Consider the following 16,073-nt stretch of genomic DNA (forward strand, 5'->3'; position numbering starts at 1 on the left):
CTGAGACGAGCCAGTCGCCACCACACACGCGCCGTGACCGTATCAATACAACGGCGTTACCGAGGTGTTAGCCGGTCGGGTGTTCGCTTAACGGACGATTGAACACGCTCGCGTCCCGAGCGAACCACGATGAGTCGAGACGACGAGCTCCCGTCGTGAGATTGGGTCTCACGGCCCGCCGAGCTTTGCTCGGTGACGACGCCGGACGCCGGTCGAACCCCCGACCGACTGCGCCTCCGGGCGGTCTGTACCGTCGCCGCCGTCGTCGTCGGGTCGTTCGCGGCCGACCGCATCTACGCTCGCTACGTCGCCGAGGAGTCCGACTGACCCGCTTCCTCCGTCCCCGTCTTCTCTCGTTCCGCCTCCGCGTCCCCCGCCACCTCTCCCTCTGTCTCCGTCGTCGTCCCTGTCTCTACGCTCTCCGTCTCGCCCTCGACTGCCGCCGTGACGGCGGCCAACACGTCCCCCGCCGAGACGACGGTGCCACGCGCCCTGAGTCGCTCGTAGACGCGTTCGCCCTCTGCGCCGGCGTAGTTCCGCTCCGCGAACGGTCGTTCCTCCACGAGGACGAGGCTGTCGGCGTCGGCGGCCGCGCGGAGGTTCGCCACGTTCCCCCGCCCGACTTCCACGTCCGCGACGACGACGCAGTCGGCGCGTTCGACCCGCGCGGCCACGGCGTCGCGCGCCGCGGAATCGACCGACGAGAAGGGAGCCACCGTCACCGCGTCCAAGCCGAGGCTCCGCGCCGCCTCGGTGTCGGTGTCGCCCTCGTTCAACGCGCCGACGGAGACGTCGTACCCCGCCGCCGAGAGGATGTGGAGGTGCCTCGCGGCGGTGCCGCCCCCGCCGACGACGTGAACGCGCCCCTCGGCGTCGCCCGCCCGCGTCTCCGGCAACGCCGTGACGTACACCGACCCGGTGACGGGGTGGCGCGACACCACCGCGTTCGCGCCGAACGCGCCCTCCAGATTCGCCTCGGTGAGAACGTCGGCGGGCGGGCCGGCGGCGACGACGCGCCCGTCCGAGAGGAGGAGGAGTTCGTCGCAGTAGTGCGCCGCGAGGTTCAGATCGTGGATGGCCGCGACGGCCGTCTTCCCCTCGGCGACGAGTTCGCGGACGAGTTCGAGCGTCCGGACCTGGTGGTTGATGTCGAGGCTGGCGGTCGGTTCGTCCAAGAGGAGAAGCGGCGTCGCCTGCGCGAGTGCGCGGGCGATGAGGACTCGCTGTCGTTCGCCGCCCGAGAGACCCGTGACGGCGCGGTCGGCGAGACCGGTCACATCCGTCCGCTCCATCGCGCGTTCGACGGCCGCCGCGTCCTCGTCGCTCCACCCGCCGAACCGGGAGAGGTGGGGCGTCCGACCCATCCGCACCGTCTCGCGGGCGTCGAAGTCGAAGGAGACGGACGTGTCCTGCGGGACGGTGGCGACGAGTCTGCTCGCGGCCTTCGACCCGAGGCGGCCGATTCGCTCGCCCGCCACCTCGACGCGCCCCCGCGCTGGCGTGAGCGCGCCGTTCAACGCCCGGAGCAGCGTCGTCTTCCCCGCGCCGTTCGGGCCGATGAGGCCGACGAACGTCCCCGAATCGACGGTCAGGGAGACGCCGTCCAGGATGGTCGTCCCCCCGAGGTCGATCCGGAGGTCCGAGGCGCGGACGAGTGGGTCGGTCACAGCCGATGCACCTCTCGCGTCCGCAGGAGGTAGAGGAAGAAGGGCGCGCCGAGGGCCGCCGTCACGATGCCGACGGGGATCTCGGCCGCCCCGGACCGCGCGAGGGTGTCGGTGGCGACCAGGAACGACGCCCCGGCCAGCGCGCTCGTCGGCAGGAGTATCCGGTGGTCCGGGCCCACGACGAGGCGCACGGCGTGCGGCACGATGAGGCCGACGAAGCCGATGACGCCGGTGACGGCGACGGCGGCGGCGGTGACGACGCTCGACGCGGCGAGGAGGATCCGTTTGGTCCGCTCGACTTCGATGCCGAGGCTGTGGGCGTCCTCCTCGCCGAGGAGCAGGACGTTCAGGTCCCGGCCGTAGGCGAGCAAGAGGACGAAGAGCGGCGGCAGGACGAGAGCGACGGTTCGAACCTCGTCCCACGTCGCGCCGCCGAGGTGGCCCATCAGCCAGTAGACGACGCGGCGGAGGCTCTCGCCGCTGTGGAGCAGCATGAAGGAGATGACCGCGCCGAGGAACGTCTGCACCGCGACGCCCGCGAGGAGGAGCGTCGCCGTCGGCGTGCGGCCGCCCTCGGAGGCGAGCAGGTAGACGCCGAACGCCGTCAGGAGCGCCGTCGCGAACGCCGCGCTCTGGAGTTGCAGGCCGAACGGGAGCGCGAAGGGGAGGACGATGGAGGCGACTGCGCCGACGGCTGCGCCCGAGGAGACGCCGATGATGGAGGGGTCGGCCATCGGATTCCGGAAGAAGCCCTGCATGACGACGCCGGCGGTGGCGAGTGCGAAGCCGACGAGGGCGGCGAGGACGATGCGTGGGAGGCGGACGCTGCGGACGATGACGGTGTGGGTCCGTTCGACCGGGAACCGAAACACCGGCGAGAATTCGAGGTGCGGCGCGAGGACGTTCGCCCGGCCGACGAGGGGGAACGGCACCGCGGCGGGCGAGAGCGTGACCCCCGACGGCACCGCGACGGCGTTCAACACCACCTTCGCCACGGTTCGGGCGGGGATGGACACCGGCCCGATGCCGGCGCTGACGAGAACGACGGCGACGAGGAGGCCGGTCAGCCCCCCCGACCACGCGAGGGTGCGGGCACGAACGTCCATGTGCTTCTAACCCAATCGCAGTTGGTTTAGGTAAATACTTGTTGCGATAGGGGTCACGGGAGGACACATGAGACACAGAACAGCCGTTCTCGCCCTCGTCCTCGTCGTCGCCGCGGTAGCGCCGACGGCGGGGCTGGCGGCGGCACAGACCGACGACGGCGCGTCCGGCGGACAGCGATCGTGCACCTTCCCCTACACCGCGACGGACGCGACGGGGACGGACGTAACGCTCGAAGCGGACCCCGAACGGGTCGTGACGCTCAACCCGAGCGCGGCCCAGACGATGTGGGAGATCGGCGCGCGCGACGAAGTCGTCGGCGTCTCGCAGTACGCCTCCTACTTGGAGGGGGCCGACGAGAAAGCGAACGTCTCCGGGGCGAGCGGCCCGAGCGTCGAGAGGGTCCTCGCGGCCGACCCCGACCTCGTCCTCGTGCCGAACTCGACGTACGGGCTGGCGAAGGACCGCGTCGAGCAGATTCGCGACCAGGGCGTCCCCGTGTACGTCTTCGGGACGGGCACCTCCCTCGAGTTCGTCGCCAACAAGACGGAGACGATCGGTCGCCTGACCGGGAACTGCGAGGCGGGACAGCGGACCGCCGCCGACGTCTGCGAGTCCGCCCGCCTGATGCGGAAGGCCCTCGCCGACGAGGAGAAACCCGTCGGACTCAACGTCTTCTACGGCTACACCTCCGGGAACAACACGTTCATCGGCGACGTGATGACCACGGCCGGCCTCCGGAACGGGGCCGCCGAGGCCGGAGTCTCCGGGTTCGCTCAACTCAACGACGAGACGGTCGTCCAGATGGACCCGACGTGGATAGTCGCGCCCGAGGGGTCGCCGATTCCGAACAACGACGCCTACAACAGCACCACGGCGATTCGGGAGGGGAACGTCGTCCGAGTGGACGAGAACAACCTCCAGCAACCCGCGCCGCGGGCCGTGGACGCCGCCGAGACGATCATGCAGGCGGTCCACCCCGAGGCGTACGAGGAGTACCGTTCGATGAAGCAGCAGTCGAACGAGACGGCGACGGCGGGGACGACTGCGGCGACGGAGACGACCGGTTCGACCGCCGGACAGCCCGCCACCACGACGGCCGAGGAGACGCAGACGGGCGCGCCCGGATTCGGCGTCGCCGCGTCTGTCGTCGCCCTCCTCGGGGCGTCGCTTCTGGCGCGCCGACGGTAGAACCGAACGACCCGTCGCTTCGGACGACTCGCTCTTTTTTCGACCGGCGGACGACCGACCGCGGAGACGACCGACCGTCGGCGACCGGTGACCGCGGACCACAACCGTATTACGGCCGCGCCGCACCCCTTTCGGTATGGCCGTCGAGAACGTCATCTGGCCCGTCTACATCGATGCGTCGAAGTCGCGGTCCGAGGGGCGTCGGGTCCCCCTCCGCGCCGCGGTCGAGGAACCGACGGTTGACGAGATCGCGGAAGCCGTCCAGCAGGTCGGCTACGACGCGGTCATCGAGCGAGACGTGACCCACCCGCGCGAGTGGGACTCCCGCGGGCGCGTCCTCGTGAAAGGCGCGGAGGACTCGACGAAGAACGACCTCGTGCAGGCCGTCGCCGCGTACGTCGGCATCCTCAGGGGATAATGGCGATGCAACGCGTCGGCACCGTCTCGCGGACCGCACAGAACCTCCTCATCGCGCGGGCCGACGGCGAGACCCACCCCGACATCGGCCGCGACGTGGTGGACGAGTCGCTGTCGAGCGTCGGGCGCGTGGTCGATATCTTCGGCCCCGTCGAGCGACCGTACGTCGCCATCGCGCCGAACGAGGGGGCGTCGCCGGCGTCGCTCGTCGGGACGAAACTGTACGCCCGGTAGCGGACGAAGCACAACCCCCATACCGCACCGGCCGAAACGGGGCGACATGCGAAAGCGCGCGTACTTCGGCGTGGCCATCGCCGCGCTCGTCTTCCTCCTCGTGCAGTTGGGCGCACTCGCGCTCGTCCCCACCTTCTACGAGCAGGGCTACCAGACCGTCGAGGACCCGACGGACCCGACGAACAGCCTCGTCTACATCGGCGCCATCCTCGTGGCGACGGCCGTGATGCTCGCGGCGTTCAAGTACGACTTCGACTGGGCCGTCCGCGCGCTCATCGTCTTCACCAGCGGGTGGCTCTCGTGGTACGTCTTCTCCGCCGTCCTGCCGGCGATTCCGGCCGCCGTCGCCGCCGTCGTCGTCGCCGCCGCACTCGTGGCGTACCCCGAGTGGTACGTCATCGACACCGCCGGCGTCCTGATGGGCGCGGGCGCGGCCGGACTGTTCGGCATCAGTTTCGGACTGCTCCCCGCGATACTCCTCTTGGCCGCCTTGGCCGTCTACGACGCCATCAGCGTCTACGGGACGAAGCACATGCTCGATCTGGCGGAGGGCGTGATGGACCTCCGCATCCCCGTCGTCCTCGTCATGCCGACGACGCTGTCGTACTCGCTCCTCGACGACGACTTCTCCGGCGCGAACGACGTCCACGAGGGGGACGGAACGGACGCGGAGGCGAACCCGACGACGGACGGCGAGGCGACGGCCGCGGCCAACGGCGGCGACGAACCGAGTTCGCCGGCCCGCGACGGCGCAGAGACGGAAGCCGACTCCGACTCCGACGACGGCGTTCGGGACGCCCTCTTCATCGGCCTCGGCGACGCCGTGATGCCGACGGTGATGATCGCGTCGGCGGCGTTCTTCTCGCCCGCGGAGTCGCTCGGCGTCGGCTTCCTCCCCGCCCTGAACCTCCCGGCGCTGACATCGATGGTCGGGACGTTCGCGGGACTGTTCGTCCTCCTGTGGATGGTGCTGAAGGGGCGGGCGCACGCCGGACTGCCGCTCTTGAACGGCGGCGCGATAGGCGGCTACCTCGTCGGGTCGCTCGCCGCCGGCGTGCCGATTCTGACCGCGCTCGGCCTGTAACCTACCGTCGCGTCACTCCTCTCTCGGTCCCGCACCCTCGCGGACGTGGACGGCCATCCCCGTCTCGAAATCGAGCATCGCGTCGGCCGACAGTTCCGCGCGGCCCGTGGCGACGACGGTGTCGTCGGGCGTCACGACGGCGACTTCGTCGCCGGGTCGAACGTCCGGGTCGACGTCGGTGACGAACTTCGCGAACGCGTTCTTGCCGTCGCGGACGAACGGTTCGCTCTCGTCGCCGACGACGACTCGGTTCGCGGGCGATTCCGACGCCGCCGCGAGGCGGACGCCGCCCGCGTGCCCGAGCGTGAACCGACCGTCCGTCCCGTAGGAGACGAGTCGCCCCGCCGGCGCGCGTATCTGCCTCGGCCGACCGCTGGTGGAGCGAGTCACCGTCAACTCCGCCTCGGCGTCGCTCGGAAAGAGCGCCTCGCCCGCGCCCGCGCCGAACTGGTAGTCGGCCACCGTCCGCAGGTCGGCGAGCGTCCGGTCCCCGCCGGCCTCGTCGCTGTCGTCGCTCATGGTCGTCGTTCCCGCCGGTCCGTGAAGTCAGTCGCGGTCCGCCCTCGCCCCGTGCAGTTCGTTACCACGCTCGATTTCGAAGAAAAACCCTAAGTAGCGACTGTCAGTCGGTTCCGGGTATGACCGTGGACATGCGGCAGGTCGCGCTTGGAGCGGCGCTCCTTCTGGCGAGCAGCGCCTTCCTCCTGCAGACGGGCGTCGACGGGCGCGTCTCCGCCGCCATCGCGGCGTTCGCCGCCGCCTCCACCGTCGTCGCGTCCCTCCGCGCCGGACGGGACGCCGACGGCGCGACGGCCTGACACCGCTCGTAACGCGGCCTCTCGACGCCGTAATCGTATCGCGGCGGCCGCCGACCGGACGTGACAGCGGTTCTGTTCATTCATCTTTAAGGAACGCTGCGACAAACGGATAGTATGGCCGCAATCGATGCCCTCCGTTCGGCCCTCTCCGCACTGGGCCGAAATCCCGTATTGTTCCTCGTAGGACTGCTGTACGGCCTGATAGTCCTGCCGCAGCAAGCGCTCTCGCTGACGTCGCTCTCCTTCCTGTCGTACCCCCTCCAGATCCTCACGTTCTTCGTGACGCCGTTCGTCGTCGCCGGCCTCCTCGGCATGGCGTCGGAAGGATTAGACGGAGAGACGTCGCTCTCGACGCTCACCCGCGTCGGGAGGGACCGCTACGTCCCCCTGCTCGTCGGTTCGATAGTCGAGTTCGCCATCCTCCTCGTGTTCGGTGTCGTCGCCACCATCGTCGGCGTCGTCGCCGCCGTCGGCCTCCTCGGCGCGGGCGGCGCGGGCGGCGCCGGCGGCGGTGCGATGCTCGCAGTCGGCGCGCTCGTCGTCGTCCTCGTCCTCGCGCTCCTCGTCCTGCACTTCTTCATCCAGTTCTACTCCGTCGCCATCGTCGTCGGCGAGGCGGGAGCGCTCGACGGCTTCCGCGAGAGCTACCGACTCGTGCGCGACAATCTCGTCAGCGCCCTCGGCTACTCCGTCATCAACCTCGTCGTTTCGATCCTGACGACGATTCCCATCACGGGGTTCGTCGTCTGGCAAACGTTCCAGAACCTCCCGCAGCTCCAAGACGGTGCGGGGGCCGGCGCGGGCGCGGGTGCCAGTGCCGTCGCGGGCGGTGCGGCCCCGATGCAGGCGCTCGGCTTCTCGACGCAGGAGGTACTCCTCGTCTCGGTCATCTCGTTGGCGACGACGATGCTCCTGTTCACGTTCCAGCGCACGTACGCGACGGCGTTCTACCGCGCTCACGAACCCCGTGCGCGACCCGAGGAGTTCGCCGAGGCTACGGACTTCGAGAACGAGAGCGAGGAGTCGGCGCTCTGAGAGGCTACAGCAGGAACGTGTCGGTTCGCTCCGACATGTCGAGGAAGGCGTCCGCCTCGCGGATGAGTTCCTCGGCGGTGGACTCCTTGAACGCCATCACCTCCACGCGGACGCCCTCGTGACGCAGGTGCGAACAGAGTCGGGAGAAGTCGCCGTCGCCCGTACAGAGCACGACCGTATCGACGTGGTTGGCGAGCGTCACGGCGTCTAACGCCATCCCGACGTCCCAATCGGCCTTCTTCGACCCGTCGCCGAACGTCTTGATGTCCTTTATCTTCGTCTCGAAGCCGATATCGACGAGTGCCTCGAAGAACCGCTCCTCGTCGGGGGAGTCCGCGCGGACGACGTAGGCGATGGCGCGCGTGAGCGCTCGGTCGGAGACCGCCTTCTCCAACAGCGACGAGTAGTCGATGTTCCGCGAGTAGAGGCTCTGTGCCGTGTGATAGAGGTTCTGCGCGTCGGCCAGAACGGCGACGCGTTGGCCCGGGTGAATCTCGGTCATACCTCACTGGGGGGGACGACACCTAATGAATTGTGGGGCGATTCCGGTCTCCCGCGCCCGCCCGGACGCGTGCGCGCGAACGGTCGTCACGCTGACCGCTCCGGCCGCCGCCGTCGGCGCCCTCGTCCGATCGGCGGATGTTGCGCGCTGCGCAAGTTATATTTGGGCACGGTCCGGTTTCTCGCGTGTGACGCGAACCACGCCGTCCCGGTCGGGTGTCCGCCTGCCGACAGCGACGCGTGGGGCTCTTCTGAAACCAAAAAAACGCGCACCGTAACGCTCGTGGCGGGAGTAGCGACCCCGTCTCGGGCGGCTTTCGACGGTGCGCACCGGCGTTCGACCACCGACGCGACGCAGACACACAGACACGACACCACATGACGGAACTCGACTTGACGGGAGTCTTCCCCGCGATGACGACGCCGTTCGCCTCGGACGGCAGTATCGACCACGAAACGCTGGCTGAGAACGTGCGACGCCTCGAAGAGGCGGGCGTCGCCGGCCTCGTCCCCGTCGGTTCGACGGGCGAGAGCGCCACCATGACGCACGACGAACACGTCGAAGTCGTCGAGACGACGGTGGAGGCGGTCGAGGACGTGCCCGTGATCGCGGGGTCGGGGTCGAACTCCACCCGCGAGGCGTTGGAGCTGTCCCGACGCTCCGCCGAGGTGGGCGCGGACGGACTCCTCCTCATCTCGCCGTACTACAACAAGCCCGAACAGGCCGGCCTCGCCGACCACTACCGGACGGTCGCCGACGAGGTGGACGTGCCGCAGATCGTGTACAACGTCCCCTCGCGGACGGGCCGAAACATCGAACCGGAGACGGCGGCCGAACTCGCCGAACACGAGAACATCGTCGGCTACAAGGCCGCGAGCGGCGACCTCGGGCAGATATCCGAAGTCGTCGAACGCACGCGCGGCGAGGAGTTCGCGGTGCTCTCCGGCGACGACGCACTGACGCTCCCCGTCCTCTCGGTGGGCGGCGTCGGCACCATCTCCGTCACCGCGAACGTCGAACCCGAACGGACGGTCGCGATGGTGGAGGCGGCCCTCGACGGCGACTACGACCGGGCGCGGGAACTCCACCACGAACTCGGACCGCTCAACCGCCACCTGTTCGTCGAGACGAACCCGATTCCGGTGAAGGCGGCGGTGGAGATGCGCGGGCACGCCCCGGGTGCGCTCCGCCCGCCGTTGACGGAGTTGCGCGAGGAGAACGCCGCGGAACTGCGGCGCATCCTCGACGAACTCGACGCGGCGCGCGAGGAATCGCTGGGCGCGGCGGCGGGGGCCGAGTAGATGGCCGAGGCGGTTCGCCTCGCCGTCACGGGCGCGGCCGGACGCATGGGCCGGGAGGTTCTGGACGCCGCCACCGACCGCGACGACGTGGACGTGGTGCTCGCGGTCAACCGGTCGCCGGTCGAGGAGATTTCGGGCGTCCCGGTCCGCGAAGCGGCGCGGATCGACGAACTGCTGGCGGTGGAGATGCCGGACGTCCTCGTGGACTTCACCGGTCCCGAGTCCAGCGCCGACTACGTGGCCGCCTGCGCCGACGCGGGCGTCGCCGCCGTCGTCGGCACGACGGGGTTCGACGAGGAGGGCCGCGCGACGCTGGATTCGGCCGCCGAGTCGGTTCCCGTCCTGAAGGCGGCGAACTTCTCTCGGGGGGTCGCGGCCCTCCGTCGCGCCGTCCGCGAGGCGGTGGCAGCGCTTCCCGGCTACGACATCGAGGTGACGGAGACGCACCACAACGGGAAGCGCGATGCCCCCTCCGGCACGGCGAACACCATCTTAGACGACATCGACGAAGTCCGTTCGTCGAACCGCCGGACGCGGTCCGGCGACACTGACGACGTCCGCGGCGAGTCCGAACGCGTCCACGGACGCGTCGGCGACCAACCGCGCGAGGACGGCGAAATCGGCGTCCACGCGCGGCGGGCGGGCGACGTGACCGGCGAGCACGAGGTCCTTCTCGCCGGCAACCACGAACTCCTCTCTCTGACGCACAGGGCGGGTGCCCGCGGCGTCTTCGCCGCCGGCGCACTCGACGCCGCCGTCTGGGTCGCGGGACGCGACGCCGGGCGGTACGACTTCGACGACGTACTCGACCAACGATGAGCATGCAATCCGACATCGACGACCTGTGGCAGCGATACCAAGACGACGCCCTCTCGGTCACGACGGCCGGCAGCGAGGAACTGGCGACGCTCGACGCGTTCCTCGAAGCCCTCGAAGGCGGGGAGGTCCGCGCCGCCGAACAGACGGGCGGGTCCGGTCCCGACGGCTGGGAGGTCAACGAGTGGGTCAAGCAGGGCATCCTGCTGAACTTCGGCCTCCGGGAGACGGAGGGCCGCGAGCACGGCGGCGTCACCTACTACGACGTGCTCCCCCTCCGCGAGACGGCCGACCTCGGCGAACGCGGCACGCGGAACACGCCGGACGGGACCGTTGTCCGCCGCGGCGCGTACCTCGGCCGCGACTGCATCATGATGTCGCCCTCGTTCGTCAACGTGGGCGCGCACGTCGGCGACGGAACGCTGGTGGACTCCTGCGACACCGTCGGCTCCTGCGCGCAGATCGGCGAGAACGTGAAACTCGGCGCGAACACCCTCGTCGGCGGCGTCCTCGAACCCGTCGAGGACGCGCCCGTGATAATCGAGGACAACGTCTCCCTCGGCGCGGGGTGCCGCGTCACCTCGGGGTTCCACGTCGGCGAGAACACCGTCGTCGGCGAGAACACGCTGCTGTCGCCGCGAATCCCGGTGTACGACCTCGTGGAGGAGGAGGTCGTCTACGGGCACCTGCCCGCGAACCGCCGGGCGTTCACCCGCTACGTCGAGTCGTCCATCGGCGACCACGACCTGTTCGCCGGCGGCGCGTTCAAGCCCGCCGTCGTCGCCCTCGACATCGAGGAGGAGACGCTGGACAAGACCCGCAGGGAGGAAGCGCTCCGAGAGTAATCCGCTCTGACACCGACTCCCACGACCATCGGTCGTGGCAACGAATGTCATCGTCACCAGAACATATATAGGGGGGAGACATAGAGGCCTCCGATGAACGGCACGGGAGCATCCGCGAACGCTCGAACCTCTCTCTTTCGCGTGACTCCCGTGTCCGACCACTCGCGGCCATATCGGAATCCGACCGAGCCACCGCGCTAGCACCACCCATGAACGTATCCGACCGAACTATCTCGTACGAATCGTACCGAAGCGAAAACCACGACTGCCGACTTCTCGCCGTCGACGCGGCCCAGGCCGTCCCCGACAGGGGGGCGTTCGTCCGCGCCGCCTGCGAGTCCGAGGAGGACGCCGAGGGCGTCCTCTTTCTCGCACTCGAAGAGAGCTACGCCGAACCGCGCGTCGTCACGACGTTCGTGAACCCCGAGGGCGTCGTCGAACGCGTCACGCCCGCCGCCGCGGGATGCGCCGCCGCGTGGGCCATCGACCGAATCGGCGAGGAGACCGTCCTGCTCGACACGCAGACGGGGACGTACCGGGCCGTCGCCGACGGGGAGGGCGTCCTCGTCGAAGCGCTCTCCTCCGAGGACGACGGGACGAACGCCGCCGTCGTCCGCGAACGCGAGTCCGAAGCGTCCCTTGCCGCGCCGGCCCCCGCGCCGGACGGCGGCCGCGTGGGTCGCTCTCCCCGGGTCGAAACCGAACCGGCCGTGTCCGAGGAGACCCAACCGGCGGACGATGACTGACCGGGCTCCGACGGCCGGATCCGACACCGACGTCGACCCGGCGGTCCGTCGCCTCGGCGACTGGGACGCGGCCCGACTCCGCGACCTCGCCGACGAGTACGACACGCCGGCGTACGTCATCGACTTGGACCGCATCCGGCAGAACTACCGGCGACTCTCCGCCGCCTTCGAGTCCGCGTTCGACGACCCGACGGTGATGTTCGCGGTGAAGGCCCACTCCGGGCGCGCCGTCGTGGAGACGCTCTTAGACGAGGGCGTCCCGATGGAGTGCGCCGCCGCGGGCGAGGTGTTCCGCGCCCTCCGCGCGGGCGCGGACCCCGACGAGATACAGTACACCGGCGTCAACCCCCCGGACGACGACCTAGACTACGTCGTCGGCGTCTGGGAGGACGCGCCGGGCATGACGCTCAACGTCGGCGCGGAGGACAGCGTCGAACGCCTCGCGGAACGCGGGTTCGACGGCCGCCTCTGCCTCCGCGTCAACCCCGGCATCGCCGCGGGCCACCATGAGAAGGTCAAGACGGGCGCGCACCCGAAGTTCGGCATCCCGTACGACAGCGTCCCCGAGGTCGCGGAACGCGTCCGCGAGGAGTACGATATGGACCTCGTCGGCCTCCACGCCCACGCCGGAAGCGGCATGCTCGACGAGGACATGGACGCCCACGCCGAGTACGTCGCGAAGATGGGCGAGTTGGCCCGCGAGGTGGGCGGCCTCGAATTCCTCGACATCGGCGGGGGGTTCGGCGTCCCCTACCGCGACGACGAGGACCCCCTCGACATCGAGGCGGTCGCCGACCGGACCGCAGAGGCCCTCGGCGACTTGGACGCGACGCTGAAGATAGAGCCGGGTCGGTACCTGTTGGCGGACGCCGGGTGTCTGTTGGCGACGGTCAACACCGTCAAGGACACGCCCGAGACGACCGTCGTCGGCATCGACGCCAGCATGACGACGCTGATTCGCCCGGCGATGTACGACGCCTACCACGGCATCCGCAACCTCACGAACCCCGACGCGCCGGTCGAACCGCTGACGGTCGGCGGCCCCGTCTGCGAGAGTTCCGACACGTTCTGCCGCGACCGACCGCTTCCGCGCCCCGAACGCGACGATATCCTCGCCATCGGCCACACCGGCGCGTACGGCTACGCGATGGCGAGTCAGTTCCACTCGCAACCCCGCCCGGTCGAAATCGCCCTCGAAGGCGGCGAGGCGCGCGTCGCCCGCCGCCGGGAGACGTTCGACGACCTGGTTCGTTTAGAGGAGTAGCGGGCGGGCGGTCCGATTCTTTTTATATCGAAACGGGGGAACGTCACCGCATGAACTCCGCTTCGGACGCCGACGCCTCGGCGTTCGACCCCATCGACTTCCTCGAACGCGCGGTGCCCGTCGCCTCGAACGACGGCGTCGAAGAGATGCGCGACCTGTTGGTCGAAACGCTCGAAGACGCTGGGTTCGACCCCGAGGTGGACGGGGCAGGCAACACCCTCGCCTCGAAGGGGGCGGCGGACCCGGACACCCACCTCGTACTGAACACGCACATCGACACCGTCTCGCCGCACGTCCCGTTCCGCCGGGACGGCGACGTGATTCGCGGGCGGGGGTCGTGCGACGCGAAGGGACCGCTCTCGGCGCTTCTCGCGGCGTTCGTCGCCGTCGAACCGGCTTCGGACGCCCGCGTTACCCTCGCGGTGACGCCCGACGAGGAAGTGCTCTCGACGGGCGCGCACGCACTCGACGTGGATAGCGACATGTACGTCGTCGGCGAACCCACGAACCTCGACGTCTGCACCGCCGCGAAGGGGCGGTTTCAGGGGACGCTGACGCTCTCCGGCGTCGCCTCCCACGCCGCCGAACCGCAGTCGGGCGTCAACGCCGTGTTCGCACTCGAACGGGCGCTATCGGCGATTCGCTCCTACGACGAGGGGCGGGAGGAACACCCCGCTCTCGGGTCCGCCACGCTGACGCCGACGACGGTGGAGGGCGGCGACTCGACGAATCAGGTGCCCGCGGAGTGCCGACTCGTCCTCGACCGGCGGAGCGTTCCGCCGGAGACGGCCGCGGCGTTCCGCGACGGCATCGAATCCGCCGTCCGCGAGGCCGTCCCCGACGACGTGGGCGTCTCGTTCGACCTGACCGACCGGCCGACGCCGTTCCTGGAGGCGTTCGCCACCGACGAGGACCACGAACTCGTCGAAACCGTCGCCGAGGCGTCCCGGCGGGCGGGCGGGTCCGGCGACGTGCGTCCCTTCACGGCGGCGACGGAGGCGTCGTACTTCTCGCCCGCGCCCGTCGTCGTCTTCGGGCCGGGCGTCCTCGCCGACGAGGAGGGGGCCGTCGCCCACGCCGAACGCGAGTACGTCCGCGTCGAGGACGTGCGGACAGCGGCGGCGGCGTTGACCGACGCGGCGGCCGAACTCGTCGGCCGGTGACCGCGCCGTCCCCCTCGGCCGGGAAACCGTAACGACGAAACCCCGCCTCGGCCTCTGGGCGCACATGTACGAGGCGGTCTACGCGCACCCCGACGGCGACGCCACGGTGTCTCGATTCGCGGCGACGGCGGCGAGACACGGCTACGACGGACTCGTCGTCCGCGCCGTGGACGCCAGACCCGACTACGAGGCCCTCCGCGGGGAGGCGGGCGTCGATATCGTGGACGCCGCCGAGGTGGTCGCGCCGCACCCGCGGAACGCGAGCGGCGCGGTGGGCAACTTCCGCCCAGACCGCACCCTCGTCGTCGTCCGCGGCGGGACGAACGAACTCAACCGCTTCGCGGTCGAACAGGCGCGCGTGGACGTCCTCGCCCGCCCGTTCGACGGCGACGGCGACGTGAACCACGTCCTCGCGAAGGCCGCCCGCGACAACGGCGTCGCCGTCGAGGTGAACTTCGGCCCCGTCCTGCGGCGAACGGGGGGGACGCGCGTCCAACACCTGCGGAAACTCCGGAAACTGTCTCGACTAATCGACCACTACGACGCGCCGCACGTCGTCAGCGTCGGCGCGGAGTCGCACCTGCAGGTGCGTTCGCCGCGGGAACTGGCGGCCGTCGGCGAGGAAATCGGCCTCGGCGGCGAGTTCGTCCGCGAGGGACTGGCCGCGTGGGGCGACGTCGCCGCGCGGAACCGCGAGCGGATGTCCGAGTCGTTCATAGCCCCCGGCGTCAAACGTGACGGATATGAAGAAGACGATTGAGGAACACGCCGACCGGTTCTCGAAGGCCGCCGCCGAGTACGACGACTCGCAGGACTCCGATGAGTACCTCGCCTGCGCGAACCTCGTCGTCGAACACGCCGCGCCGACGGCCGACGACGTGGTGTTGGACCTCGGGACGGGGACGGGCGCTATCGCACTCGCCCTCGCGCCGGACGCGAAGCGAGTCGTCGGCCGCGACATCAGCGAGGGGATGCTCGAACAGGCGCGGAAGAAGGCCGAAGACGCCGGCGTAGAGAACGTCGAGTTCGGCGAGGGGCGGTTCCGCGACCCGAATTACGACGGCCCCGTCGATATCATCACCTCGAACTTCGCGATGCACCACCTCTCCGACGAGGAGAAACGCGAGGCCATCGGCGTCGTCGCCGACCTGGACCCCGACCGGTTCGTCCTCGGGGACGTGATGTTCTTCGGGACGCCGGACCCCGAGGAACCGTTCTACAGTCCCGAGGTGGACGACCCCGCGACCGTCGGCGTCCTCGTGGACGCGTTGACCGACGAGGGGTTCGTCCTCACCGCCGTCGAACGCGTCGACGAACAGGTGGGCGTCCTCGTGGCCGAACGGTTCGGAGAGGCAGGCGAGAAAATCGAACTCGGCGCGGCGGCCGACGAGAGCGAAGAGTAGATGAAGCACCTCCCGAAGCACATCCGCCCGCGGTGGCGGTACCTCGCGGTCGAAATCGAGGCGTGGCCCGACGCCGACTTTGACCGCGGCGACTTCCAGCGCGACCTGTGGTACGCCGCCCAGAACCTCTACGGCGACGCCGGAAGCGCGGACGCCGACCTGACCGTCCTCTCCTTTCGCCTCGAAGACGGCGAGGGCGAGACGATAGTCCGCGCCCACCGGGGGCGAACCGACCGCGCCCGCGCCGCCGTCGCCTGCGTGAGTCGCGTCAGCGGCGACCCCGTGGGACTCCGAATCCGCGGGATTTCGGGCACCGTGCGTGCCTGTGAGGAAAGTTATTTGAACGGGCGGGCCGGAGACTGTGAACAGAGAAACGTCGTGTTCGAGAACGACTCTCGGCCCGCCGTCGTCCGCGGTTCGCGCGTGGACGTCCGCGGCGCCGACGGGTTCGCGGGCGCGACGAAACTCGATTTCGAGTGATAC

20 protein-coding genes are annotated in these 16,073 nt (G+C 69.8%); 16 read left to right on the forward strand and 4 right to left on the reverse strand.

Annotated features, from left to right (window positions below):
- Window positions 1-192: 192 nt before the first annotated feature.
- Window positions 193-327: a hypothetical protein gene (locus ACZ522_RS15940; RefSeq protein ID WP_379697421.1), complete on the forward strand. Its 135-nt coding sequence runs from the start codon at window positions 193-195 to the stop codon at window positions 325-327.
- Here ACZ522_RS15940 and ACZ522_RS15945 read toward each other — a convergent pair.
- Complete coding sequence (locus ACZ522_RS15945; protein ID WP_379697418.1) at window positions 303-1,667, reverse strand: heme ABC transporter ATP-binding protein; 1,365 nt, start codon at window positions 1,665-1,667, stop codon at window positions 303-305. The genes ACZ522_RS15940 and ACZ522_RS15945 overlap by 25 nt on opposite strands.
- Window positions 1,664-2,773 (reverse strand): vitamin B12 ABC transporter permease BtuC, encoded by a 1,110-nt coding sequence (gene btuC / locus ACZ522_RS15950; protein WP_379697415.1) that lies wholly within the window; start codon window positions 2,771-2,773, stop codon window positions 1,664-1,666. The genes ACZ522_RS15945 and btuC overlap by 4 nt, the downstream gene beginning before the upstream one ends.
- A 67-nt stretch (window positions 2,774-2,840) precedes the next feature.
- Between btuC and ACZ522_RS15955 the strand changes: the two genes are divergently transcribed.
- From ACZ522_RS15955 to ACZ522_RS15970, 4 genes are all read left to right on the forward strand, one after another.
- Window positions 2,841-3,962 (forward strand): PGF-CTERM-anchored ABC transporter substrate-binding protein, encoded by a 1,122-nt coding sequence (locus ACZ522_RS15955; protein ID WP_379697413.1) that lies wholly within the window; start codon window positions 2,841-2,843, stop codon window positions 3,960-3,962.
- 136 nt (window positions 3,963-4,098) lie between these two features.
- Complete coding sequence (gene srp19, locus ACZ522_RS15960; protein WP_379697410.1) at window positions 4,099-4,380, forward strand: signal recognition particle subunit SRP19; 282 nt, start codon at window positions 4,099-4,101, stop codon at window positions 4,378-4,380.
- 5 nt (window positions 4,381-4,385) lie between these two features.
- Window positions 4,386-4,613 (forward strand): H/ACA ribonucleoprotein complex subunit GAR1, encoded by a 228-nt coding sequence (locus tag ACZ522_RS15965; protein WP_379699889.1) that lies wholly within the window; start codon window positions 4,386-4,388, stop codon window positions 4,611-4,613.
- 46 nt (window positions 4,614-4,659) lie between these two features.
- Complete coding sequence (locus tag ACZ522_RS15970; protein ID WP_379697407.1) at window positions 4,660-5,697, forward strand: presenilin family intramembrane aspartyl protease PSH; 1,038 nt, start codon at window positions 4,660-4,662, stop codon at window positions 5,695-5,697.
- 12 nt (window positions 5,698-5,709) lie between these two features.
- On the opposite strand, the gene ACZ522_RS15975 is transcribed toward ACZ522_RS15970, so the two are convergent.
- Complete coding sequence (locus ACZ522_RS15975; RefSeq protein WP_379697404.1) at window positions 5,710-6,216, reverse strand: PUA domain-containing protein; 507 nt, start codon at window positions 6,214-6,216, stop codon at window positions 5,710-5,712.
- A gap of 119 nt (window positions 6,217-6,335) precedes the next feature.
- Here ACZ522_RS15975 and ACZ522_RS15980 point away from each other — a divergent pair, with 119 nt between their 5' ends.
- Complete coding sequence (locus ACZ522_RS15980; protein ID WP_379697402.1) at window positions 6,336-6,515, forward strand: hypothetical protein; 180 nt, start codon at window positions 6,336-6,338, stop codon at window positions 6,513-6,515.
- A 114-nt stretch (window positions 6,516-6,629) separates the two neighbouring features.
- The gene (locus ACZ522_RS15985; RefSeq protein ID WP_379697400.1) at window positions 6,630-7,550 is read left to right on the forward strand and encodes a DUF7847 domain-containing protein; all 921 of its coding nucleotides are present in this window, start codon (window positions 6,630-6,632) and stop codon (window positions 7,548-7,550) included.
- 4 nt (window positions 7,551-7,554) lie between these two features.
- Here ACZ522_RS15985 and ACZ522_RS15990 read toward each other — a convergent pair whose 3' ends face one another.
- Window positions 7,555-8,052 (reverse strand): LabA-like NYN domain-containing protein, encoded by a 498-nt coding sequence (locus tag ACZ522_RS15990; protein ID WP_092536832.1) that lies wholly within the window; start codon window positions 8,050-8,052, stop codon window positions 7,555-7,557.
- A gap of 377 nt (window positions 8,053-8,429) precedes the next feature.
- Between ACZ522_RS15990 and dapA the strand changes: the two genes are divergently transcribed.
- From dapA to ACZ522_RS16035, 9 genes are all read left to right on the forward strand, one after another.
- A complete protein-coding gene (dapA, locus tag ACZ522_RS15995; RefSeq protein ID WP_379697397.1) occupies window positions 8,430-9,353 on the forward strand; it encodes a 4-hydroxy-tetrahydrodipicolinate synthase in 924 nt (307 codons plus the stop codon).
- The gene (gene dapB, locus ACZ522_RS16000) at window positions 9,354-10,172 is read left to right on the forward strand and encodes a 4-hydroxy-tetrahydrodipicolinate reductase (RefSeq protein ID WP_379697395.1); all 819 of its coding nucleotides are present in this window, start codon (window positions 9,354-9,356) and stop codon (window positions 10,170-10,172) included.
- A complete protein-coding gene (locus tag ACZ522_RS16005; RefSeq protein WP_379697392.1) occupies window positions 10,169-11,014 on the forward strand; it encodes a 2,3,4,5-tetrahydropyridine-2,6-dicarboxylate N-succinyltransferase in 846 nt (281 codons plus the stop codon). The genes dapB and ACZ522_RS16005 overlap by 4 nt, the downstream gene beginning before the upstream one ends.
- Window positions 11,015-11,223: 209 nt before the next feature.
- A complete protein-coding gene (locus ACZ522_RS16010; RefSeq protein ID WP_379697389.1) occupies window positions 11,224-11,760 on the forward strand; it encodes a hypothetical protein in 537 nt (178 codons plus the stop codon).
- Window positions 11,753-13,024, forward strand: a complete 1,272-nt coding sequence (gene lysA / locus ACZ522_RS16015; RefSeq protein ID WP_379697386.1) for a diaminopimelate decarboxylase — start codon at window positions 11,753-11,755, stop codon at window positions 13,022-13,024. The genes ACZ522_RS16010 and lysA overlap by 8 nt, the downstream gene beginning before the upstream one ends.
- 50 nt (window positions 13,025-13,074) lie before the next feature.
- Complete coding sequence (locus tag ACZ522_RS16020) at window positions 13,075-14,187, forward strand: M20 family metallopeptidase (RefSeq protein ID WP_379697384.1); 1,113 nt, start codon at window positions 13,075-13,077, stop codon at window positions 14,185-14,187.
- 64 nt (window positions 14,188-14,251) lie between these two features.
- Window positions 14,252-14,947 carry an RNase P subunit p30 family protein gene (locus ACZ522_RS16025; protein ID WP_379697382.1) on the forward strand — a complete coding sequence of 232 codons (696 nt, stop codon included), beginning with the start codon at window positions 14,252-14,254 and terminating at the stop codon, window positions 14,945-14,947.
- Entirely contained in the window at window positions 14,931-15,590 is a 660-nt protein-coding gene (locus tag ACZ522_RS16030) for a class I SAM-dependent methyltransferase (RefSeq protein WP_379697379.1), read from the forward strand. The genes ACZ522_RS16025 and ACZ522_RS16030 overlap by 17 nt, the downstream gene beginning before the upstream one ends.
- Entirely contained in the window at window positions 15,591-16,070 is a 480-nt protein-coding gene (locus tag ACZ522_RS16035; RefSeq protein WP_379697377.1) for an Rpp14/Pop5 family protein, read from the forward strand.
- The last annotated feature ends 3 nt before the right edge of the window (window positions 16,071-16,073 follow it).

This window comes from Halopelagius fulvigenes (assembly GCF_055398025.1).